Origin of the sequence: Bradyrhizobium sp. B117, from assembly GCF_038969555.1 — a bacterium.
In the GTDB taxonomy this organism is placed as follows: domain Bacteria; phylum Pseudomonadota; class Alphaproteobacteria; order Rhizobiales; family Xanthobacteraceae; genus Bradyrhizobium.
Genome location: NZ_CP152414.1, coordinates 7,267,896 through 7,288,203, shown reverse-complemented (window position 1 = coordinate 7,288,203; position 20,308 = coordinate 7,267,896). Strand labels below are relative to the sequence as shown.

General features: G+C 63.3%; 18 protein-coding genes. 7 read left to right on the top strand and 11 right to left on the bottom strand.

All coding sequences use genetic code 11. The features are described 5' to 3' along the window. Window positions 1-28: 28 nt before the first annotated feature. From soxA to AAFG16_RS35205, 7 genes are read right to left on the bottom strand one after another with little or no spacing between them, the layout of a single operon-like run. A complete protein-coding gene (gene soxA / locus AAFG16_RS35235; protein ID WP_283081032.1) occupies window positions 29-808 on the bottom strand; it encodes a sulfur oxidation c-type cytochrome SoxA in 780 nt (259 codons plus the stop codon). Beyond that, a complete protein-coding gene (soxZ, locus tag AAFG16_RS35230; protein WP_283081031.1) occupies window positions 805-1,122 on the bottom strand; it encodes a thiosulfate oxidation carrier complex protein SoxZ in 318 nt (105 codons plus the stop codon). The genes soxA and soxZ overlap by 4 nt, the downstream gene beginning before the upstream one ends. Next, window positions 1,122-1,589, bottom strand: coding sequence for a SoxY-related AACIE arm protein (locus tag AAFG16_RS35225; protein ID WP_283081030.1), 468 nt, complete (start codon window positions 1,587-1,589; stop codon window positions 1,122-1,124). Before AAFG16_RS35225 ends, soxZ begins: the two co-directional genes overlap by 1 nt. A 4-nt stretch (window positions 1,590-1,593) precedes the next feature. Next, complete coding sequence (gene soxX / locus AAFG16_RS35220) at window positions 1,594-2,046, bottom strand: sulfur oxidation c-type cytochrome SoxX (protein WP_342732728.1); 453 nt, start codon at window positions 2,044-2,046, stop codon at window positions 1,594-1,596. Continuing rightward, window positions 2,039-3,322, bottom strand: coding sequence for an NAD(P)/FAD-dependent oxidoreductase (locus tag AAFG16_RS35215; RefSeq protein ID WP_342732726.1), 1,284 nt, complete (start codon window positions 3,320-3,322; stop codon window positions 2,039-2,041). Before AAFG16_RS35215 ends, soxX begins: the two co-directional genes overlap by 8 nt. A gap of 47 nt (window positions 3,323-3,369) precedes the next feature. Further along, entirely contained in the window at window positions 3,370-5,556 is a 2,187-nt protein-coding gene (locus AAFG16_RS35210; protein ID WP_342732724.1) for a molybdopterin cofactor-binding domain-containing protein, read from the bottom strand. Window positions 5,557-5,567: 11 nt separating this feature from the next. Beyond that, window positions 5,568-6,017, bottom strand: a complete 450-nt coding sequence (locus AAFG16_RS35205; RefSeq protein ID WP_283081026.1) for a (2Fe-2S)-binding protein — start codon at window positions 6,015-6,017, stop codon at window positions 5,568-5,570. A gap of 344 nt (window positions 6,018-6,361) precedes the next feature. Between AAFG16_RS35205 and AAFG16_RS35200 the strand changes: the two genes are divergently transcribed. Continuing rightward, window positions 6,362-7,954 (top strand): B12-binding domain-containing radical SAM protein, encoded by a 1,593-nt coding sequence (locus tag AAFG16_RS35200; protein ID WP_283087043.1) that lies wholly within the window; start codon window positions 6,362-6,364, stop codon window positions 7,952-7,954. A 4-nt stretch (window positions 7,955-7,958) separates the two neighbouring features. Here AAFG16_RS35200 and AAFG16_RS35195 read toward each other — a convergent pair whose 3' ends face one another. Further along, window positions 7,959-9,347 (bottom strand): MFS transporter, encoded by a 1,389-nt coding sequence (locus AAFG16_RS35195; protein ID WP_283081025.1) that lies wholly within the window; start codon window positions 9,345-9,347, stop codon window positions 7,959-7,961. A gap of 172 nt (window positions 9,348-9,519) precedes the next feature. Between AAFG16_RS35195 and AAFG16_RS35190 the strand changes: the two genes are divergently transcribed. From AAFG16_RS35190 to AAFG16_RS35170, 5 genes are all read left to right on the top strand, one after another. Beyond that, window positions 9,520-10,581: an isocitrate/isopropylmalate family dehydrogenase gene (locus AAFG16_RS35190; protein ID WP_342732721.1), complete on the top strand. Its 1,062-nt coding sequence runs from the start codon at window positions 9,520-9,522 to the stop codon at window positions 10,579-10,581. Between the two features lie 380 nt (window positions 10,582-10,961). After that, complete coding sequence (locus tag AAFG16_RS35185) at window positions 10,962-11,111, top strand: hypothetical protein (protein ID WP_283081023.1); 150 nt, start codon at window positions 10,962-10,964, stop codon at window positions 11,109-11,111. An 82-nt stretch (window positions 11,112-11,193) separates the two neighbouring features. Further along, window positions 11,194-12,753 (top strand): hypothetical protein, encoded by a 1,560-nt coding sequence (locus AAFG16_RS35180; RefSeq protein WP_342732719.1) that lies wholly within the window; start codon window positions 11,194-11,196, stop codon window positions 12,751-12,753. Between the two features lie 60 nt (window positions 12,754-12,813). Then, complete coding sequence (locus AAFG16_RS35175; protein ID WP_342732717.1) at window positions 12,814-14,832, top strand: effector-associated domain EAD1-containing protein; 2,019 nt, start codon at window positions 12,814-12,816, stop codon at window positions 14,830-14,832. A 15-nt stretch (window positions 14,833-14,847) separates the two neighbouring features. Then, window positions 14,848-16,911, top strand: coding sequence for a pentapeptide repeat-containing protein (locus tag AAFG16_RS35170; protein WP_342732715.1), 2,064 nt, complete (start codon window positions 14,848-14,850; stop codon window positions 16,909-16,911). 554 nt (window positions 16,912-17,465) lie between these two features. Here the strand turns inward: AAFG16_RS35170 and AAFG16_RS35165 are convergent. The 3 genes from AAFG16_RS35165 to AAFG16_RS35155 form a co-directional block, all read right to left on the bottom strand. Then, on the bottom strand, window positions 17,466-18,560 hold the full coding sequence (locus AAFG16_RS35165; RefSeq protein WP_342732713.1) for an amidohydrolase family protein: 1,095 nt from the start codon (window positions 18,558-18,560) through the stop codon (window positions 17,466-17,468). A gap of 374 nt (window positions 18,561-18,934) precedes the next feature. Further along, window positions 18,935-19,360 carry a hypothetical protein gene (locus AAFG16_RS35160; RefSeq protein ID WP_342732711.1) on the bottom strand — a complete coding sequence of 142 codons (426 nt, stop codon included), beginning with the start codon at window positions 19,358-19,360 and terminating at the stop codon, window positions 18,935-18,937. Window positions 19,361-19,491: 131 nt separating this feature from the next. Continuing rightward, complete coding sequence (locus AAFG16_RS35155; RefSeq protein WP_342732709.1) at window positions 19,492-19,881, bottom strand: helix-turn-helix domain-containing protein; 390 nt, start codon at window positions 19,879-19,881, stop codon at window positions 19,492-19,494. Window positions 19,882-20,019: 138 nt separating this feature from the next. Here AAFG16_RS35155 and AAFG16_RS35150 point away from each other — a divergent pair, with 138 nt between their 5' ends. After that, window positions 20,020-20,223 carry a hypothetical protein gene (locus AAFG16_RS35150; RefSeq protein ID WP_342732707.1) on the top strand — a complete coding sequence of 68 codons (204 nt, stop codon included), beginning with the start codon at window positions 20,020-20,022 and terminating at the stop codon, window positions 20,221-20,223. The last annotated feature ends 85 nt before the right edge of the window (window positions 20,224-20,308 follow it).

Genomic DNA, 20,308 nt, shown 5'->3' with positions numbered 1-20,308 from the left:
CACGCCTGCCTAGTCCTAATCTGGCGCCTCAGGGACGCACGGCAGGCGTCTCCATCGGCAGGCCGCGCGCCCGCGACATCAGATAGAGCTCAAGCGCGACCAGCTCGGGCGAGCCGTAGTCATAAGCCTGGGCGCGTACGCCGGTCATGCAACTGCGCAACCGGCGCTCGATCGACCCCAGCGTCTGCCACTCTAGGCGGTAGAGCGGATAGCCGGTCGGCTGCGCTTGCGTGATCGGCGCGCCCGCAAGACGCTTGTCGAAATTGTCGTCGTGGCAATTGGTGCAGGCGAGGTTGAGCTGGCCCTCGCGCTGCATGAAGAGATCGCGGCCCTGCTCGACGAAGGGCTCGAGTTGCGGATCATCGCCGGCCGTGATCGCCACGCCGCGGGACTGGTGGGCGACGAAGGCGGACAGTGCCAGCAGGTCGCGGCTCTCGTAAGGCAGCGCGGTCGCCTGCTGATGATTGGCGCGGCAGAGATTGATGCGCTGGTCCAGCGTGATGGGACGGCCGAGCGCCTTGTCGAAGGCGGGGTAGCGCGCCGCGACGCCCTTCATGCTGCTGCGTGCATCGCCATGGCAATCCGCACAGGCCTTGTCGGCGCTGCCCGACTTCTTGCTCCAGAGCCCCTCGCCGTCGAGCACGAACAGCATGCCCGGATTGGACGTGTCGTCGTCCTGCATCGCACGGGTATCAGGCCCCATGAAGGCGTAGCCGGACCGGCGCGCATCGGGCGGGATTTCACCGGCGAGCAGAGCAGGGGCCGCAGCGAGCAGTATCGCTGCCGCTATCGCGCGCCAGAGTCTCATTCGACGGTAATCGATGCCGACGCGGTGGACGCATAGCCGTTGTCGCCGATCCATTCGAACTCGAACTTGCCGCTCTCCTTCACGACGGTGAAGAAGGACAGATACGGATTGGCGGCGATCGCCGGAAACAGGTCGGCGCGAAAGACCTCGGTGCCGTTGTAGCGGCAGGTGAAGCTGGTGATGATGTCGCGCGGCACCAGCGCGCCGTCGGCGGTATGGCGGAAGCCGGTTTCCATGATGTGCGAGGTCAGCGTGCGGATCTCGATGATGTCGCCGCGTCTGGCCTTCGCGGGAACGTTGATGAGCGCGGCCATCAGTTCAGCTCCTCGGTGCAGGCCGCCAGCGTCACGACGACGTCCGCGGCAGCCTGCCAGAAGCTGTCGTCGGACAGGCGGGCGATCGCGACCACCTTCTGGGTGTCGGCGAGGCGGATGCGGGTCGAGACCTGGGCACGGCCGGAGGAGGAGTTGAGATAGAAATTGCCGATGTTCGGCTGCGGGTTCTTTTCGTTGAAGACATGGATGCTCTTGACGTAGTCGGTCGCCGTCATCGGGCTTGCGACGCTCACCGTCATCGGCACGGTGTTGCCGTTCTCGACCAGCGGCGGGATGTCGAGCTTCACCTTGCCGAAGCGCACCGGCGCTTCGCCGACGACATTGCGGATCGCGGTGCTGAGCATCGCCGGCGTTGCCTCGAGCGGCCGTAACGTGACGATCGGGATCGTCCCGGCGACTGTCACGCCTCCGGCAAGGCCCAAGAATTTTCGTCGCGTGGTCGGCATGAACCTAGTCCCGAAGCGTTGCAAGAAAGGCCACGATGTCCTCGATCTCTGCAGCCGACAAGATCGGCTTGCCGGCAAAATTGCGCCCGACGCGCACGAGGCCATCGTTGCGGTAATAGGACGGCATTATGGTCTCCGGGTTGAAGCGCGCCGCATCGACCAGTCGAAGCCGCAACTGGCTCGCTGTCCAGCGGTTCCCGGCACCTGTGAGGTCAGGCGCGAGGTCGCCCTGGAACCGCGTTTCCAGGAACGGGCCGGAATGGCAGAGGATGCAGGTGGTCGTGCGCGCCAGCACCAGCGCTCGGCCGCGTGCGGCGTCGCCGAGCGAGCCGGTGAGGGATTCCGCGATGCCGTCGCCGGTGATCTTGTAGGGCGCGAGCTCGGCCGCTTTCGCAGGACAGGCGAAGGCAAGGCCGGCGGCGATCATCGTCGCGATATGGTGGAATGCTCTAGCCAAACGTGTCCGCCGTGATGGTTTGAAACCAGCGCTCCGCTTCCCCGGCCTCGCGGGCACGCAGTTCGCGCGGGGCGTCGACCGGGCTGGTCGCGCCGCCCTCAACTTCGGCAAAGATGTCGCCTCTCGGCTGGTAGTTGCCGGCGAGCGAGAAGCCGTAACCGGGCGCGACGGTGTTGTAGCAGACGCCGGTCAGCCGGGGTGTCTCAGGCGTGCGGCCGGCGAGCAGGGCGACGATCGCCGCGGCGCAGGCCTTGCCCTGCGCGCTCGCGGCCGATGCCGATTTGGGGATGCCGCCGCCGAGGCTGGCGTCTCCGATGACATGGATGTTCTTGACGAGCTTCGATTCGAACGTCAGGGGATCGATCGGACACCACCCGGTCGCATCCGTAGCGCCCGCGATCTCGGCAATGCGGCCGGCGCGCTGCGGCGGGATGACGTTGGCGACATCAGGCGTGTAGTTGCCGAATTCGGTGACGATGGTTTTGGTCACGGGATCGACCGAGGTCACCCGGCCGCCTTGCGACAGCGCGATGCGCTCGATCATGTCGCCGTAAAGCTCCTTCCACGCCTTCTCGAACAGGCGCTGCTGCGAAAAATTGTCCTTGGCATCGAGGACCAGCACTTTGGAGCGCGGCTTCTTCGTCTTCAGGTAATGCGCGATCAGGCTGGCACGCTCGTAGGGCGCCGGCGGGCAACGCGAGGGATTGGCGGGGACCGCAATGGCAACCGTGCCGCCGTCCTCCATCGCCTCCAACTGCCTGCGCAGCAGCAGCGTCTGTGCGCCGGCCTTCCAGGCGTGCGGCATCTTTTCCGATGCCGCATTGTCATAGCCGGGCAGTGCTTCGAAATGGAAGTCGATCCCTGGCGAGAGTACGAGGCGGTCATAGGGCAGCGCGACGCCATCGCTCGTCATGACGCTGCGCCGCTCCGGTTCGATCGCGGTCACGGCCTGGCCGACCACGGTGACGCCCTCGGCGGCAAGCTTGCCGTACCCGAACTGCTGCACGTCGATCTCGCGCAGGCCCGCGATCACCTCGTTGCTGAAGGGGCAGGAGGTGAAGACCGCGTTTGATTCGATCAGGATGATCTGCAGATTGTCCTGCGCACGCTTCAGCGCGCGGGCGCAAGCGGCGCCGCCGAAACCGCCGCCGACCACGACGACACGTCCCGTGGATTGCGCGCGCAAGATCGATGGCCGCGCCAGCGTCGCGGCCGCCATGGTGATGCCGAACACGGCATTGCGCCGTGTCACCGGGCGCGTGGTCATCAGGGGCATCTGAATAAGGCTGCGGCGGCGATCTCGCGCCGCCGCAGCATGTTGCTTTAAGCGAAGGTGATGTTCTGGTCGCGCAGCGGGAACGAGCGGACCCGCTTGCCCGTCGCGGCGAAATAGGCGTTGAGCACTGCCGGCGCCGCAACGCCGATGGTCGGCTCGCCGACGCCGCCCCAGAATCCGCCGCTCGGCACCATCACCGATTCCACCTTCGGCATCTCGTTGATGCGCATCGAATTGTAGGTGTCGAAGTTGGTTTGCTCGATCTTGCCGTCCTTGACGGTGCAGCCGCCGTAGAACAGGGCGGAGAGGCCATAGACGAAGGAGCCAGCGATCTGCCGCTCCACCTGCGCCGGATTGACGATGTAGCCGGGATCGGTGGAGGCGACGATGCGATGCACCTTGATCTTGCTGCCGTCGGTCACCGAGATCTCGGCGGCGCCGGCGACATAGCTGCCATAGCCCATCACCTGCGCAATGCCGCGATAGACGCCCTGCGGCGCCGGCGTGGTCCAGCCGATCTTCTCGGCCACGGCATTGAGCACGGCCAGATGCTTGGGGTGACTGCCCATCAGCTTGCGGCGGAATTCGAGCGGGTCCTGGCCTGCGGCCTGGGCCAGCTCGTCCATGAAGCATTCCATGTAGATCGCGTTGTGATTGACGTTGACGCCGCGCCAGAAGCCGGGCGGAACGTGCGGGTTGCGCATCGCATGCTCGATCAAGAGGTTCGGCACCGAATAGCCGAACGCGGCCTCGCCGGACTGGGCGACGCCCTGGAAGGCGGCCGGGTCCATGCCGTTCTGCAGTGCTTCGGGGCGCAGCGAGAACAGGATCGACTGGCCGGACAGGCGGTAGTGCAGCGCGACCAGATTGTTGTTGGCGTCGAACGCGCCGGTCATCTTGCACTGGGTGATCGGGTGATACCGGCCGTGCGCCATGTCCTCCTCGCGCGACCACAGCAGCTTGATCGGCGTGCCCGGCATCTGCTTGGCGACCATGACCGCCTGACGGACATAGTCGGTCTGGCCGCGCCGGCCGAAGCCGCCGCCGGGCATCACCTTGTGCACGTCGCACTTCTCCGCCGGCAGGCCGGAGGCCTCCAGCACCGCCGCGAAGGCAGCTTCACCGTTCTGCGTGCCGCACCAGACCTCGCACTTGTCCGCCGTGTAGAGCGCGGTGGCGTTCATCGGCTCCATGGTGGCGTGGTTCTGGTAGGGATAGCTGTAGACGGCCTCGACCTTCTTGGCGGCGCCGGCGATCGCGGACTTGGCGTCGCCGTTCTTGTTGCCGACATAGGCCGGCTGGTCGTTGTTCAGGCCTTCGGCCAGCCACTTTGCAATGGACTCGCTGGAGACTTTTGCGTTCTCGCCTTCGTCCCAGACGATCGGCAGCGCTTCCAGCGCGGTCTTGGCGTGCCACCAGGTGTCGGCCACGACCGCGACCGCGGTATCGCCGACCCTGACGACCTTCTTGACGCCTTTCATGCCGGCGATCTTGGACTCGTCGTAGCTCTTCAGCTTGCCGCCGAACACCGGGCAGTCCTTGATCGCGGCGTTGAGCATGCCCGGCAGCTTGACGTCGATGCCGTAGATCATGGTGCCGGTGGTCTTGTCGGCGGTGTCGAGCCGCTTGACGCCCTTGCCGACCAGCCGCCAGTCCTTCGGATCCTTCAGCTTGACGTCGGCCGGCGGCGTCAGCTTCGCCGCAGCTTCGGCGACCTTGCCGTAGGTCGTGGTCCTGCCCGATGGCGTATGGGTGATGACGCCGTTGGCGACGGTGCATTCGGAGGCCGGCACTTTCCACTCATTGGCGGCGGCCTCGATCAGCATCACGCGCGCGGTGGCGCCGCCCTTGCGGACATAGTCCTGCGACGAGCGGATGCCGCGGCTGCCGCCGGTCGAGAAATCGCCCCAGACGCGCTTGCGGGCGACGCTCTGGCCCGGCGTCGGATATTCGGTGGTGACCTTGGTCCAGTCGCATTCCAGCTCCTCGGCGACGAGCTGGGCAAGGCCCGTCAGCGAGCCCTGGCCCATCTCGGAGCGGGCGATGCGGATCACCACGGTGTCGTCGGGCCGGACCACGACCCAGGCGTTGACCTCCGGCGAGCCATCGGCCGCGCGGACCACAGTGGGGCCACCGAACGGGAGATCGAGGCCGATCGCAAGGCCGGCGCCGATAGCGGCGGTGCCGATGACGAAGGCGCGGCGGTTCATCTTGGGAGAGACGTGCTTGTTCATGGGCGGCTCCTTTAGGCGCTTGCGATCGTGTGGATCGCCTCGCGCACCTGCTGGAAGGTGCCGCAGCGGCAGATATTGGTGATGGCCTCGTCGATGTCGGCGTCGGTCGGCTTCGGCTTCTCGTTCAGGAGCGCCGCCACCGCCATGATCATGCCGCTCTGGCAATAGCCGCATTGCGGCACGTCCTGGGCGATCCAGGCCTCCTGCACCTTGTGCAGCGTGGCTCCGGAGGCGAGCCCCTCGATCGTGGTGATCTTCTTGCCCTCGGCCTCGGCGACCGAAATCCCGCAGGAGCGGGTCGCGACGCCGTCCATGTGAACCGTGCAGGCACCGCATTGTGCAATGCCGCAACCATATTTGGTGCCGGTCAGGCCGGCATTTTCGCGGATCGCCCAGAGCAGCGGGGTATCCGGCTCCACGTCGAGCGTGAAGGATTTTCCGTTGATTGTTAGGTTTGCCATCGCAGTCCCCTGATTGGCCCAATCCACCGATTGGACTCAGGGGCGCAATGTGTCCGGCAAATTGGAACTGTTCAAATCAATAGTCCGAGGGGCAACTATCGAAGATTCTCGCGCCTGCGGGAAGATTGGGGCACCCGCGGTGTTTTGCCTCGCCCCCGGTGGGCGGGTAAGCTACCTTTCCGGGTGCGCCAATTCTCCGGCTTGGAGCGACGTTTGCAGGTTCCCTCGCATGGCACCGACCATAGTTTGGTCCATTTGCCGGGGTGCAAGACGATGGCTCTTTGCTACACTGCGCCCGAGTCAAAAGGAGTTCCGTCGACGTGCCAAGCCCCTGCAACGTACTGATGCTCTATCCGCTGTTCACGGCGGAGTCGTTCTGGAGTTTTGGCGAATCCTGCAAGCTAATGGGCGTGCGGCGTCCCGCCGCGCCTCTGGGCTTGATCACGGTCGCCGCGATGTTGCCCAAGGACTGGAGCGTCCGGCTGGTCGATTGCAACACGCAAGCCTTCGGTGACGAGGATCTCGCCTGGGCCGATGTGGTCTTCACCGGCGGCATGCTGCCGCAGCAGGCCGACACGCTGCGCCTGATCGAACTCTGCCGCGCGGCCGGCAAGCCGGTGGTCGTCGGCGGTCCCGATCCGACCTCCAGCCCGCACATCTATGAGAAGGCCGACTTCCGGGTGCTCGGCGAGGCCGAGGGCGTCATCGACGAATTCCTCGCGGCCTGGGAGAGCGGGCAGCGCTCCGGCGTCTTCACCGCGCCGAAATTCCAGGCCGACGTCACCAAGACGCCGGTGCCGCGCTTCGACCTCCTGAAGTTCGAGGACTACCTCTATCTCGGTGTGCAGTATTCACGCGGCTGCCCGTTCACCTGCGAGTTCTGCGACATCATCGAGCTCTACGGCCGCGTGCCCAGGACCAAGACGACCGAGCAGATGTTCGTCGAGCTCGAGACGCTCTACAACATGGGCTACCGCGGCCATCTCGACTTCGTCGACGACAATTTCATCGGCAACAAGAAGTCGCTGCGGCAGTTCCTGCCCCGGCTCGCCGAATGGCAGCGCGCCCACAACTACCCCTTCGAGCTATCGACCGAGGCCTCGGTCAATCTCGCCGACGATCCTGAATTGCTGGAGCTGATGGGCGCCGCAAACTTCTTCGGCATCTTCGTCGGCATCGAGAGCCCCGATCCGGCAACTCTGGTCGCGATGCGCAAGAAGCAGAACACACGGCGCAACATCGCCGAGAGCATCCACAAGATCTACGCCGCCGGCATCCTGGTCACCGCCGGCTTCATCGTCGGCTTCGACAACGAGAAGGTCTCGATGGCCGAGGCGATGATCGATTTCATCGAGGAGGCGGCGATTCCCGTCGCCATGGTCGGCCTGCTCTATGCCTTGCCGAACACGCAGCTCACGCGCCGGCTCGAGCGCGAAGGCCGGCTGCATCCGGGCCACGATGTGGCGCCGACGATCGGTGCCGATCAGTGCACGGCCGGCATCAACTTCGATCCGGTCCGCCCGTTGCGCGACATCCTGACCGATTATAAGCGGGTGCTGGAGCATATCTACAGCCCGGCCGCCTATGCCGGCCGTGTCGACAAGCTGATGAGCCTGCTCGACCGCTCGAGGCAGCGCCACGAGCTCGCCGAGGGCGACATCCGCTCGCGGGTCGGCGCGATGGAGACGGTGCACCGCGTGGTCACCGCCATTCCGGAGGCGCGCGGGCCGTTGTGGCAGACCTTCATGAACTGCGCCAAGCGCGACACCTCATCGGCGCGCATCGCGGTGCAGTTGATTGCGGCCTATGCGCATCTCGGCCCGTTCTCGCACAAGGTGATCGAGGCCATCGATGGGCGCCTCGCTGCGATCGACGATGGGCCGGTCGTGCCGGCGGCAGCGGCGATCGACACGACGGCCGCCCGGCACCTGGCCTGAGAGCCTACTTCACCGCGAGCCGCAGGAAGCTCATCACGGCGCCGAGCGCGGCAAAGCCGGCGCCGAGCGCCAGCGCGACGGTTGCGCCGTTGTGTCCGGCGATGGCGAAGCAGGCCGCGGCGAGCGCGGCACCGGTCGTCTGTCCGGTCAGGCGGGCGGTGGCGACGATGCCCGAGGCGCTACCGCTGCGATGTGGCGGCGCGCTTCCCATCAGCGCCTTCATGTTCGGTGCCTGGAAGAAGCCGAAGCCCATGCCGCAGATCATGATGCGCCAGACGATATCGGGGATGCTCGGGCTTGCCGGAAGCAGCGCGAGCAGCGCCATGCCGATGCCGAGCAGCACGAGGCCGATGCCGCCCAATAGGCCCACCGGATGGCGGTCGGACAGGCGGCCCGCGATCGGCGCCATGATGCCGACCACCAGCGGCCACGGCGTCATGAAGAAGCCGGTCTCGACCTGCGAACGTCCCAGCACGTCCTCGAAATAGAACGGCAGCGAAACGAAGGCGAGGCCCTGTACGGCAAAGGAGCACACGGCCGTCGCCGCCGACAGCGCGAACATCGGCCGGCCGAACAAGTCGATCGGCAGCATCGGCGCTGGATGATCGGCATGCCGGCGCGTCAGGATGAAGCCGAGCGCGATGGCCGCAATCAGCTCGATGCCGACGACGACCGGCGACAGATTATGCGCGGCGCTGCCGATGCCGGTGATGAACAGGCCGAGGCAGGCGGCGGCGAGCAGCGCGCCGAGGAAGTCGAAGCCGTGATCGGCCCGCGGCGTCTTCGGCAGCATCGCAAAGCCGATGCCGGTCGCAACCAGGCCGAACGGGATGTTGACGGCGAACAGCCACGGCCATGGCCCGACCGCGAGGATGGCGGAGGCGATCGACGGTCCGAAGGTGAAGGCGGTCGCGACCACCAGCGCGTTGTGACCGAAGCCGCGGCCCTGCATCCGTCCGGGATAGACGAAGCGCACCAGCGCCGTGTTGACGCTCATGATGCCGCTCGCGCCGAGGCCCTGCAGCGCGCGTGCGACCAGCAGGCTGTCGAGCGACCACGCCACCGCGCAGAACAGCGAAGCGATGGTGAACAGGATCAGGCCGCCGAGATAGATGCGCTGGTGCCCGACGATCTCGCCGAGCGCCCCGAGCGGCAGCAGCGTCGCGACCAGCGCGATCTGGTAGACGTTGACGACCCAGACCGACTGCTCCGGCGTGACGTGCAGGTCGGCGGCAATGGCGGGCAGTGCGATGTTGGCAATCGCGGTGTCGAGCGAGGCCATCGCCAGCGCGGTGAAGATCGCGGCAATCGCCCAGCGCCGCTGCGTGACCGGAAGGCCGTCGGCAATGGGATGGTCGGGCTCGCGCGCTGCGGCAGGTAACGTGATTGTCATTGCGTGAGCGCGTTGCTCCGGCGGCGTGGCTGAAAGGGACTTTTGGCATGTACTACGCCGAAGGCGGCTTCCACAGGCATATGCTTGCATGCTGTGTATGCGCGAAGGTGAGGCGATGTCGCCTCGCGCCGGCGTATGATCGCGCCGGCTGCCGCAATGATAGGGAAACGCCATGCAAATCGTCGTTCTGCCCGGTGACGGCATCGGGCCCGAGATCACGACCGCGACATCGGGCGTGCTGCGCGCGGCCTCCGAGCGCTTCCAGCTCAATCTGCGGCTCGAGGAGCACGCGGTCGGGCATGCGAGCCTGAAGCAGTTCGGCACGACGGTGCGCCCCGAGCTTCTCGACGTCGTCCACGCCGCGGACGGCCTGATCCTGGGCCCGACCGCGACCTTCGACTTCAAGGACGAGGCGCATGGCGAGATCAACCCTTCACGCCACTTCCGCAAGAGCCTCGACCTCTACGCCAATGTCAGGCCGGCGCGCACTTATGCCGGGCGGCCCGGCCGCATCGGTGATTTCGACCTCGTCGTGGTGCGCGAGAACACCGAAGGGTTTTATGCCGACCGCAACATGGAGCAGGGCAACGGCGAGATGCTGGTCACGCCTGACGTCGCGATCTCGCTGCGCCGGATCACGCGCCTGTGCTGCGAGCGCATCGCGCACGCCGCCTGCCGTCTCGCGATGAAGCGGCGCAAGCATCTCACCATCGTGCACAAGGCCAATGTGCTCAAGATCGGCGACGGCATGTTCCTCGACATCTGCCGCGCGGCGGCGAAGAGCTATCCGGGTCTCGAAGTCGACGACATCCTGGTCGACGCGATGATGGCGCATGTGGTGCGCAATCCCGATCGCTTCGACGTGATCGTCTCCACCAACATGTTCGGCGACATCCTGTCTGATCTCACCGCGGAGCTCTCCGGCAGCCTCGGCCTCGGCGGCTCGCTCAATGTCGGCGACCGCTATGCCATGGCACAGGCCGCGCATGGTTCGGCGCCCGACATCGCCGGACAGGACGTCGCCAATCCGGTCTCGCTGATCCTGTCGACGGCACTGCTGCTGGCCTGGCACAGCGAGAGAAGCGGCGCGGTGCGCTATGAGGAAGCGGCGCGTGCGATCGAGGGCGCGGTGGCGAAGGCGCTTCGCGAGGGCAGGGCGACGCGCGACGTCGGTGGCAAGCTCGGCACCATCGCGGCAGGCGCTGCGATCGCGGAGATCCTGCAGGCGGAGTGAGCCGGCACTGTGCGTTCTTTCTTTTCTCCGAGGCTCACAACAAAAGTGTCGAAAACAACCCCATGCACAGTAGAAGGGGCCTTGATCGATAAGGGATTTTCGGCCCGCGCCGCGACGGCATGTCCTGCCGTGACGACGTTTGACACGTCGGGCAAAACACCGGCCACGCTGCTATCGTGCCGCCGATCGAGCGAGGCCCGGTCACAGCAGCGCACATCGAAGAGTCGCGACAAAATGACACGCTCGACGAGCGTGTGAAGTAGATCACTTGTCGAGGCGTGTTTCCCGTACAAGAATAGATCGTGTCAATATGCAGCGGTAGCGAGTGCTCCGCCTGACCGAGCCTTGCGACGCCTGCTTCAGCACTGTTGGAGTGGTCAATGGCCGGCAAGGACCGACAATCCTTCGAACTTGCCTTTCTGCACTCTGCCACTCGAGAGCGCCCGCAAGCCGTTCAGGGCGAGCTGAACGGCGCAGGCCTCCATTTCAACGTCTTCGAGGCTTCCGGTCGCAACAACGGCCAGGTGTGATTTTCGGCATCTTGGTAACCCAAGACGAATCTGCGTCTTGATCGTTTTTCAGCTTCTTGGTCGCTATGTGTGAGAGGGCCAAGTGCGTAGTACGCATATCATTTCTGACTTGCATCTCGGTGGTGATTACGCGCACCCGCGCGGATCGGGCAAGCGCGGCTTCCGGCTGTGCACCCGCGCCGATGCAGTGGCACAGTTCATCGATGGCATCACTCAGAAGTTCGCACAGCAAGGTCCGAGCGAGCTGATCCTGAACGGCGATACGGTCGACTTTCTAGCAGAGCACGATGAAAAGCCGAATGCATGGTCTCCCTTCACGAGAGATCCGGGCCTGGCAGTCAAGAAACTTCAATCGATCGTCGAACGGGACCAGGCCGTGTTCGACGCCATGGGGCGGTTTCTCGACAAGGGAGGCCGTCTCGTGGTGCTGCTCGGAAATCACGATATCGAACTGAGCCTGCCTACGGTGCGCGCAGCGTTCCGCCGCGCGCTCGGCATCAAGGCAGGTCATGATTTCGAATTTCTCTACGACGGCGAGGCTTACATTGTCGGCGACGCGCTGATCGAGCATGGCAATCGCTACGACAGCTGGAACCAGGTCGATTACGACGCACTTCGTCATGTTCGCTCGGTTCAGTCGCGCCGGCTGGATGTACCCGATGAGCATGTGTTCACCCCGCCCGCCGGCAGCGAGATGGTGACCGAAGTCATCAATACGATCAAGCTCGACTATCCGTTCGTGGATTTGCTGAAGCCCGAGACGGCCGCCGTGGTGCCGATGCTGCTCGCCCTCGAGCCGGGCTTTCGTTCGCGCCTTGCCACGATCGCCCTCCTCTACAAGCGAACCCGCAGCCACGGTCTCTCGAATCCGGTGACCCCCAGGTTCGGCGGCGACATTCGGTCCGAGCAGGATATCAGCATCATTCCCGGCGAGGATATTGGAGGCCGCACCGACCCCGCCCCGGAGGGATTTGGCGAAGAGATTTCTTCCGATGGAAACGTGAAGACAGATACGGATCGGTCCGAGAAGAGCGCGGCACTGAAGGAGGCGCTGCAGGCTGCGTTGGGAAACCAGGCCGAACGGTTTCTCCGGGACCTCGACACCGAAATTGCCGAAGCCGATCCGCTTGGCCAGCTTGGAGACGAGGTCACCGCGTCCGACACTGTCAGCCGGATCTACGGCTTCGCGGCGCTCCTCTTCGGGCGCACGTCCCAACCCTTCGAGAGGCGAATGCCCGCGCTGCTGAAGGCCATGCGTGGCCTGCAGGACACCGATACGTTCGAGCTCGGCACGGAAAGCGCGAAGGAATATCTGGACGCCGCGCAAATGCTCTGCGATCGCGGCGGCTTCCGCTATGTCGTGTTCGGCCACACCCATCAAGCCAAGCGCGTATCTCTGGGCGACGGCCGGTTCTATTTGAACACCGGTACATGGGCCGATGTCCTCCGGTTTCCCAATGAGATTCTGAAGTCCGAGGCCGACGCGCTGCCCGCCTTGCAGGCTTTCGTGGCGCAGATGAAAGCCGGCGATTTTTCCGCCTGGACGTTGTTTCGTCCCACCTATGTCCATTTTGAGGTCGGTGACGATGGAAAGGTTTCGAAGGCTGAACTTCTGAACTTCTCGGAGGCCGCAACGTCATGAACCCCTGCGTTCCCAGCGCGTCTTGGCACTCCGGCGCCCGGCGCTTGCCGGACAGCCGCCATGGATGAATTTCGCGACGCGATCGCCAGGATCACCATCGATGGTGAAAACGGGCGCGGCACGGGTTTCCTCGTGGCGCCCGACATCGTGGCAACCGCGCTTCACGTCGTCGCCGACCGGAAGGTCGAACCACCCGCTTTTTTCGCCGGCACGATCCATCTCGAATTCCGTGGTGGCCACAAGACCGCCGCCGAGGTGATACCCAATAAATGGAATCAGGACGCGGACTGCGTTCTGCTGCGATGCCTCGAGCCAGGGCAGTTGGCCGCCTATCCGACGATTCCGCTGCGCGAGACGATTGCGCCAGGCGAACTGGATCAGTCGGATGATCTGTTCAAGACCCGAGGCTATCCCGACGCGCAGCCGGTCGACGGTATGACCTGGGCCGGCAAGGTCAGGGATTACGGGGCGCAACTGACCAACTTCTATGCGCAGCGGCGATCTGCATACCAGCCGGTCCTGCAACTCTTCTGCGAGGAGGCTGGTGCCGGCAGCGGCGCACCGCCGAAGGGGCTCTCGGGCGCTCCCATCATTGTCGGCACCGCGGCGATCGGATTGATGCGCTTCGCCCTGATGCAGGACGGTCGCGCAGTCGCCGGCACCCTTTACGGCTGCAGCGCCCGGGACATTGTTGCGCTCGACCCGGAACGGTTGAGCTTGCGGCCGCCGCTCGCGCCAACCGTCCTCCTGACGCCGGAGCAGATGGCGCAATTGGCGGGACTTCTGGCTACGGCCTTCGCGGACAATCTCAACGGTCTGCGCCGCATCGTGAGATTTTCGCTTGGCGCCCAGGTGGAGCGCAGCGCGACACCGGCCAAGGACGTCGACGAGTTCATAGCCACGCTGCTGCCCGCGCTGGCTCAACAAGGACCCGGCATGATCAGCGTGCTCCTGCGCAGTGCCATTACTGCACGTCCAGAGAACCAGGATCTGCGCGCCTTCGCGCAACAGGTTTCACCGCAGGTATCACCTTATTCGCTGCAGCCGCTGAGCGATGATCGCGACGTTCAGGAAGCCCATGATCGCGAGTTGGAAAGCAAGATTGAACGCGCGCTGATAGACCTGAATCGTATCAGGCAGGCGCGGGACCTCCATCACATCATGGCCAGCTACCGGCCCGACTTCGAAAAGACACGCCAGCAGATCGTCGTCCTCGCCAAGTACAAGGAGCTGCACAACTGCCTGCACGAGCTGCAGAAGCGGCTCAATCAGATAGACAACAACGTCGGACGCCTCAAATCGGGTGACAATGTTGGGTTATACTTGAAGGATGATGCAAATTTCCTGCGAAACTTGGCCAGAAAGGCTCGCAACCAGACCGTGAATCTTCCGACGGCGGAAGACGAGCAGGGCTGGATCAATGAGCTCGATGCCTGCGCCGAAGACATGAAGGCCGCGAGTCTCGCAGTATCCGTCATCGACGAAAAAGTTCTGCTCGTGCCCGAGCGCCTCGCGCATCTTTTGCCCAAAGCTTCGCACATCAACAAGGAGCTGGTCGGCACGGCAAAGGATGTTGGCCTCAATAACTTCGCCGAAACAATGCGCCTGGTCGAGCAGCAGCTTGGCGCAGCCATGCCGGAGAACTCCTTGAGCCGTCTGCGCGAGGGTACGCTTTCAGTCGGCAGGCTGCGGGCACGGCTTGCTGGCTTGGTTTCCGAGCACGACGAGTGGCAATCCCTCAATACTGACCTCGAATACACCAAGACCCAAAAGAAGATTCAGCCCCAGGCCAAGTTTTCGTCATGGCCGCAGTTCAAAGCCAAACTCATCGCATTGTGCGATGCGTTTCCCCAGGAAGAGTGGTCGATAGATTTGAAGACAATGATGAAGCCGTGGATGGCGGACGAACCGCCGCCCGAACCGCAAATACCGGCCAACATCAGGAAGCTCGAGGAAGATTTTCAAACTTTCTACAAGCAATGCGTCGATCGCTTCATAGAGGTCGACCACGAGCTGAACGAGCTTTGCAAGAAGATCGCGTCGTTTGAGATACCGCTTGACGCTCTCCTGAGCGCATAACTGGATCTGACCGCAATGACCATGACAGCGAATGAATCTCAGGCTTACGCGTCGCTGACGGTTCTCAAGAATGCAAGCGATGCCTTGATCGCAAGCCTCCCCGAAGATGAAATTCCGATTTCCGACTCGGAGCGCGATGCTCTCTGCGAGCGGATAGGGCAGTTCATCGATCAAGCCACCATGGCCGGTACCGTCCTGGATGCACCGGACGATCGAAGGGCCGCACAGGCGCTTGTCGATTTCTGGCTGGCGAAAAGCTACGCGATCGCCAGCGAAGCTCACACCAAGCAACGGTCGTCGGCAAAGGCCAGCACTTTGCTGTGGCCCTTTGATCTCGCGGCGGTTACGGCTACGGCCGCCAAGGGCGACAGGGTACTGGCCTCGCTCAGCCGGAAAGACGAGGAAGAGCCCAGGAGCTTTCTGCGCCAAATTGTGCCACGCTTCGCTCCCTGGCTTGGCAAAGATGCCGCCAGCTACCAGGATCTCGCGCGACGGATGCTGTTGCGCGCCATTCGTCTGTCGGAAGGTGAGGAAACGTGCGAGGCGGTCACAGTAAAGCGCAACGATCTTCTTTCGTTGGGTGATCTCAAGCGATCGAAAGAAGTGTTTGATGCCCTTGTCGCGTCGGGCGTTTTGCACGTCGAATCCAACGAGACGGGAGATATGGTCTCGCTGCGGTATGATGCGCTGACCCGAGAGTGGGATGCACTTCGATCAATGATCGCTGAGCGCGCTGACTTTCGCGGTACAGCGTTAATTTGGGATCGGCGGGCGCGCAGCATTCGTGCGCTGGGATCCGCCGGGCAAGCCAATAGGGCGCTGACAGACTATGCTGACCTGAACGCGTTGGAGCGGGAGTATATAGCAGCCAGATCGTCGTATGGCCGCAACATGGTCATTGCCATGTCGCTTGTCTGCGCTGTGGCGTTCCCAGCTCTAGGGGTTGTCTCGAAGCATCTCTATGACCGCTGGGCAGCGGCGAAGGAGGAAGCCGAGATAGCCAAGCTCGTGCTCGTGGCGGTCACGACGAACAATACGCAACTGAAAGAACAAACCATTCGGAAGCTCGCCCAATATCGCAAGCCGCTTAACCTGCAATCGCAGCTTCTGCAGGATCTCGACCTGGAAGGACTGTATACCGGCACCAACACGGCTGTGATCTCGGAATTCTTCCAATCGGCGATCGTGAAAGTAAATTTGAGCGGTGCGACTCTTCCATACGCTTCATTCAGTCAAAGCAATATTCAGAACGTCAACTTCTCGGGTGCCGAATTGTCGTCGGCGCGCTTCGACGAAGCGATCATCACCAAGACAAATTTCTCCGGGGCAACGCTGTATCGCGCCATTTTCGACTACGCGCAATTCAACGACGTCAACGATTTCTCGAACACCGACCTCCGGTCTACCTCGTTTAGAAACGTCACGATAAATGGTGATCTCACTTTCACCGGAACTGCGTGGTGGCTTGCCTTTGGCTGGACCCTGCCGCAGATCGAAAAATTCGCCGCGCAATATGGCAAGATCAAAATCGAGGACGCCAAGATATTCAATAAGGATATCGACGCAAGAAAGAAGAACCTCGCTGGTGCGGGCGGGCCGGAAAACCACGCACGGGCGCTGAACGAAGTCGCGTGGACTTACGCCATCTACGGAGCTGATCTGCCGAGCGCGCTGAAAAGCGTAAATGACGCCTTGGATGAACTTAAGAAAATCAAGGGAGCATCGAAGGAGTGGCTAGCCGATAGTCGGGCGAACTTCACAGATACGAAGGCTTATATTCTGTTGCAGCTAGATAAGCCGAAAGATGCTGTAGATTTGTTCGGGGGGCTCGAGAGGGATGAGGCCCTTTCACGGGGTGATTTGCTATTCAAATATGCCATCGCATTGCACGCGCTCGCGACGCTGGAAAAGAGCGATGACGAAAGGCGGCGGCTTGATCAGAAGGCAGAAACCTATCTCGAGAAGTCACTTAAGGGTCGCAACTACGTGCCCAGCCACGAACTCTACCTTCTGCGTGACTACATAAAGGACGCATTCAGGGCGCAACTCGCCGCCAAATTGAGCAAGGAGTCGAATTGACCACTATTCACATGGATACGGCAGGTCCGGCTTAACACCGTCCGCTGCAGCCTGCGACGGCAACCGTCGGGTTTACGACCAGGCATGTACCCACCGCCAGGCCGGCCAGAGCCAGCAACCCGATTCCAAAAGCAAATGCGCGAATATGTTTCATTGAACTCTCCTACGCATACGCGGCAACGGTGGTGCAAGTAACAAAGGACCCGTGCAGGTACAATGTGTTGCGCTGCAATGCTCGCGTGGGCCGGTGTTCAGGTGCTGTTCCCTGACCCGACGAGCTGTGCCGCCATCCCACAACCTAGCGCACCTGGTCCAGACATTGTGTGATCTGCTTCACTTTCGAAGTCCCCCTGATGGCTGCTTCTGGCCGTCGGCCGGCTGGTAAGGCGAGCTGCCACGTCCGCTATTGAGAGCGAGTGGAGGAGCTGATCGGATTCAGGAGCCCCGCCGCAAAACCGATACCTCCGCAGCCCCATCTACCGGGTCACCGTGCCCGTGACGTACCGCGCCACCGGGCCCGGGCGAAACCCGCGCCACGTTTTCACGAGGATGCTCTATGACTGCAGCCGGGGAACGAGGCGCACCGCATTCTCGTGGCCGATTGCATCGAGATCCCTGGTCGAGAGGCCAAGTTTTTCCAGCTGCGCGAACTGGTTGAAGCCGAAGTACGGATAGTCGGTGCCGTAGGTGATCTGGGAGGCGGGCACGAGCTTGAGCAGCGCCGCCATCGATGGCGCGAAGGTCGCGTTCGCAGTGTCGTAATGAAGCCGGCGCAGCTCGCCTTCGATCCCGTCCGGCGCAAACTCCTTCAGGTCGGGCCGCGCCCCATAGAACGAATTGATCCGCCCGGCCATCATCGGAATCGTGCCGCCGGCATGCGAGAACAGCCACTTGATGTCGCGGTGGCGGGCAAAGGCGCCGCTAAGCAGCAGGCTCGTCACCGTGCGTGTGGTGTCGTGCGGGACCTCGATCACCGCCGGAAACGTGCCGACGCTGAGCGCGCTACAGCAACTCGCGACCAGCGGATGCACATAAACGACCGCCTTGCGGCGGTTCAGCTCTTCGAGCACTGGCCTGTAGGCGGCATTGCCGAGCCATTTGTCGCCATAGCTGCTTTGCAGTCCGATTCCGTCCGCCTTCAGCGTGTCGAAGGCATATTCGATCTCCTTGAGCGTGGCATCGACATCCAGCATCGACAAGGTCGCGAACAGGCCGAAACGGCCAGGATGGTCGCGGATCATCTCCGCCGCGTACTCGTTGCAGATGCGGACGAGCCGGCCGGCCTCCGCCGGCCCGAGGTCGAACCATACGCCCGGCGTGGAGGCGATCGACAGGATGCCGGTCCGTACGCCATTGCGGTCCATGTCCTCAACGAGCTTCTCGCGGGTCCAGGCGACTTGACCGGGAAAGTGCGGCTGCTTGCGTGCGTCTTCGTAGCCGAGCCAGAGCTTTTGATATTCGGGCGGATAGAAATGAAGGTGGGTATCGATCAGCGCTGGCCTTGTCTGTCCGTATGCCGCAACGGTCGGGATGGCCGAGGCCAGGCCAAGCGCACCGGCTCCTGCAAGAAAGCCGCGCCGCGACCAGGACGGGCCGCAACAGGAAGGGCAGGAGTGATGCTCTCGTGATGTCCGATCCAACGTGTTCATGTTGCGTGGCTCTCGTGACGAATTGGCAAGGGCAGGCCCCGGTGGTGCTCACCCAGGCGATGAACGTCGTCCATTTGCAGTCCCGTGCGACTGCAGCGTGGGTCATCATTGTTGGGAGTTTAAGTGTGCCGATTTTTCGTCGCCGGGCGATACCCCGCCTTGTCACGTCATCGCATCACGGCAGCAACTTTATGTGAACGCGGCGTCGGCCTTCGTCGGCTTCATCGTCGTCCCGCGCGTGCTGACGCTGTATGTGATCCCGCCGGCGGGCGAGGGATGAAGTCCGTAGGATGGGTAGAGCGCTTGCGAAACCCATCACGTTTCAGGTTAAATGGCGGTTGATGGGTTTCGCTGCGCTCTACCCATCCTACGCTCTAGTAGGCCCAGTAGCTGCCGGAGGGGGCGCAATAATCGCCACCATAGCCGTAGTCGCCGCCATAGCCATAATACGCTGCGGGCGGGTAGCTGTAGCCGTAGCTGTAGGCGGGATAGCCGCCATAGCCTCCGTAATAGACGCTCCGCGCAATCGCGCCGCCGACCACGGCGCCGGCGACGCCATAACCGAGGCCGCGATAGCCGTAGCCGCGATAGCCCCAACCGCGGTAGCCCCAGCCGCCGCCGCGATAGCCATAGCCGCCGCGCCAGCCGCCGACCCAGCGCACTTCGGTCGTGGTCGGCTCGACCATTGCTTTGATCGCCGACAGATGTGTGGGGATCGGCCCGGCCTGGGCGCCCGTGCCGAGAAGCAAGGTGCTTGCCGCAGCGAGCATCAGGCGACGCAGGGAGTTCGAGGAGGTCATGATCGATCATCTCCTTGGCTATGGGGCGGCGCTTCTGCGCGGCCATCGACAACCATTCCGGAATGACGGTGCCGTGGCAAGCTTGATCTAGATCAAGTATCCGGCGCCAGGCGCCGCCTGCGCAGGCCTCCTTACGCGGGCGCGTCCAGCGCCTTCAACTCGTCAGCCGCGGAGATGATCGCATTGCGGATCGTCAGGAAATACTCCGCATCGATCCGGGAGGCGAGCCAGTCCAACTCTCCCCTGTAGCCGTGCTCATTCTCCTTGCGGACAACGCCTTCCTCGATCAGGGCGTCGAGGCAGCGGCGGACGTTGGAGCGCGGCAATCCCAGATGCCTGGACAGATCGGACGCCGTCAATGGCGGTGCGCCGAGATCGTCGGCGACGCGGATCGCCAGCGCCGTCAGCAGCTCTTCGAACACCGCCCCGAGATGCTTGCGCGCGTAGCCGCTGCGCATCGCCACGAAGCAGGCCACAGTCAGGCGGCCGATGATCGCCGATTGCTTGTGACGCTTCGCCAAGGCTGGATCTGAATTGTCTGGGATTTTTCCGGCCATTTTCGCCACTCTCGTTTTTGCTTGCATTTGTGTTTAGCGCGCGCATGTTCGTTTGCAAAACGCCCAGAAAACGCGAATGTGTCAGCTGGAGTCAAAGCGACCGTGCATAGAAGTCTGCCCTCCGCCGCAGAGTGCCGCGCACTCGCGAGGGCTTTCAACGGAAAGGCGACCGAAGCAGGTCTGCCCGCCAGGACTGCCACCATCCTGAAGAGCATATCACGCAGCCTCAGCGCACTGGCGAGCCAGCTCGAGATGCTGGGCGACACGGCCGCAGCCAAGCCGCCGATGTCGCCTCACGGCCCTTAGCTGTGGCCCTTGGCTGTGATCCCTGGCTGGTTTGTCATCAGCCAGCGGTTCGCGCCCGGTCGGACGCCTCGCGCGAGGAGGCGCG

Bases quoted from the DNA above. Each gene is read 5' to 3' on its own strand.
- soxA (WP_283081032.1), bottom strand. From the start codon at position 808: ATGAGACTCTGGCGCGCGATAGCGGCAGCGATACTGCTCGCTGCGGCC.
- soxZ (WP_283081031.1), bottom strand. From the start codon at position 1,122: ATGGCCGCGCTCATCAACGTTCCCGCGAAGGCCAGACGCGGCGACATC.
- AAFG16_RS35225 (WP_283081030.1), bottom strand. From the start codon at position 1,589: ATGCCGACCACGCGACGAAAATTCTTGGGCCTTGCCGGAGGCGTGACA.
- AAFG16_RS35215 (WP_342732726.1), bottom strand. From the start codon at position 3,322: ATGCCCCTGATGACCACGCGCCCGGTGACACGGCGCAATGCCGTGTTC.
- AAFG16_RS35210 (WP_342732724.1), bottom strand. From the start codon at position 5,556: ATGAACAAGCACGTCTCTCCCAAGATGAACCGCCGCGCCTTCGTCATC.
- AAFG16_RS35205 (WP_283081026.1), bottom strand. From the start codon at position 6,017: ATGGCAAACCTAACAATCAACGGAAAATCCTTCACGCTCGACGTGGAG.
- AAFG16_RS35200 (WP_283087043.1), top strand. From the start codon at position 6,362: ATGCTCTATCCGCTGTTCACGGCGGAGTCGTTCTGGAGTTTTGGCGAA.
- AAFG16_RS35195 (WP_283081025.1), bottom strand. From the start codon at position 9,347: ATGACAATCACGTTACCTGCCGCAGCGCGCGAGCCCGACCATCCCATT.
- AAFG16_RS35190 (WP_342732721.1), top strand. From the start codon at position 9,520: ATGCAAATCGTCGTTCTGCCCGGTGACGGCATCGGGCCCGAGATCACG.
- AAFG16_RS35185 (WP_283081023.1), top strand. From the start codon at position 10,962: ATGGCCGGCAAGGACCGACAATCCTTCGAACTTGCCTTTCTGCACTCT.
- AAFG16_RS35175 (WP_342732717.1), top strand. From the start codon at position 12,814: ATGGATGAATTTCGCGACGCGATCGCCAGGATCACCATCGATGGTGAA.
- AAFG16_RS35170 (WP_342732715.1), top strand. From the start codon at position 14,848: ATGACCATGACAGCGAATGAATCTCAGGCTTACGCGTCGCTGACGGTT.
- AAFG16_RS35165 (WP_342732713.1), bottom strand. From the start codon at position 18,560: ATGAACACGTTGGATCGGACATCACGAGAGCATCACTCCTGCCCTTCC.
- AAFG16_RS35160 (WP_342732711.1), bottom strand. From the start codon at position 19,360: ATGACCTCCTCGAACTCCCTGCGTCGCCTGATGCTCGCTGCGGCAAGC.